The organism is Mesorhizobium sp. M4A.F.Ca.ET.050.02.1.1, assembly GCF_003997725.1.
GTDB lineage: Bacteria > Pseudomonadota > Alphaproteobacteria > Rhizobiales > Rhizobiaceae > Mesorhizobium.
The window spans coordinates 1-1,391 of the sequence record NZ_RZSG01001142.1; the positions used below are offsets into that span (position 1 = coordinate 1).

The 1,391-nt window shown below is 65.5% G+C and carries 1 protein-coding gene; it reads left to right on the forward strand.

Going from position 1 to position 1,391, the window contains the following annotated elements:
* The first annotated feature begins 169 nt into the window (after positions 1 to 169).
* A complete protein-coding gene (locus EOA33_RS35775; protein WP_126054045.1) occupies positions 170 to 1,360 on the forward strand; it encodes an aminotransferase class V-fold PLP-dependent enzyme in 1,191 nt (396 codons plus the stop codon).
* Positions 1,361 to 1,391 lie beyond the last annotated feature (31 nt).

A 1,391-nucleotide genomic window follows, 5' to 3' on the forward strand; every position in this document is an offset into this window, starting at 1 on the left:
CTTTATTCGAGCGAGAAGCGCCGCGCGCCCAAATCGCCTTTCGGGTAGGACGACCGGGTAGGCTGGGCCTACCCGCGCGCGGTGACAACTTACCCGCCAGAGTGTTGTTGCTCAGGCCCACCCAAACGACACTTCCTCTACCATCCCAAACGACCGGAGGAGTTCGAGCATGGCTGGGTTCACCCATCTTTTCATTCCAGGACCCACCAACATTCCGGAGCAGGTCCGGCAGGCCATGAACCTGCCGATGGAGGACATGCGCGCCTCCTCGTTCCCGGATCTGACCTTGCCGCTGTTCGAGGACATCAAGAAGGTCTTCAAGAACGAGACCGGCCGCGTCTTCATCTACCCGTCGTCCGGCACCGGCGCCTGGGAATCGGCAATGACCAACGTGCTCAGCCCCGGTGACCGGGTGCTGATGTCGCGCTTCGGCCAATTCTCGCACCTGTGGGTCGACATGGCCGAGCGTCTCGGCTTCGAGGTCGACGTCATCGACTGCGAATGGGGAACCGGCGTCCCGCTCGAGCTCTATGCCGAGAGGCTGCAGGCCGACAAGGCGCACCGCATCAAGGCTGTGTTCTGCACGCAGAACGAGACGGCGACCGGCGTCACCAGCGATGTCGCCGGCTGCCGCGCGGTGCTCGACGACGCAAACCACCCTGCCCTGCTCTTCGTCGACGGCGTCTCGTCGATCGGCTCGATCGACTTCCGTCAGGAAGAATGGGGCGTCGACTGCGCCGTCAGCGGCTCGCAGAAAGGCTTCATGCTGCCGGCCGGCCTCGGCTTCCTGTCGGTCAGCCAGAAGGCGCTTGCCGCGTCGCGGGTCGCGACCCACCGGCGTTGTTACTTCTCCTTCGAGGACATGATCCGCGTCAACGATACGGGCTACTTCCCCTATACGCCGGCCACACAACTGCTGCGTGGCCTTCGCGCCTCGCTCGACCTGATCGCCGCGGAAGGGCTGGAGAACATCTTCGCTCGCCACCATCGCCTCGCTGGAGGCGTGCGCAAGGCCGTCGACGCCTGGGGCCTGAAGCTGTGCGCCAAGACTCCGCAATGGCACTCCGATACGGTCAGCGCCATCCTGGTGCCCGAAGGCATCGACAGCGCCAACGTCGTCAAGCGAGCCTACGGGACCTACCAGACATCGCTCGGCGGCGGCCTCAACAAGGTGGCCGGCAAAGTGTTCCGCATCGGCCATCTCGGCTGGCTGAACGAGGTGATGGTGCTGGCCTCGCTGTCGGCCGCCGAGCTGACGCTGCTCGACTGCGGCGTCAAGCTGGCGCCGGGCTCCGGCGTCGGCGCCGCCATCCAGCACTTCCGCGCCTCGGCCGCCGTGCCAGTTGCCGAAGCCGCCTGAGGAGGACCGACCATGAGCCACACCATCAACC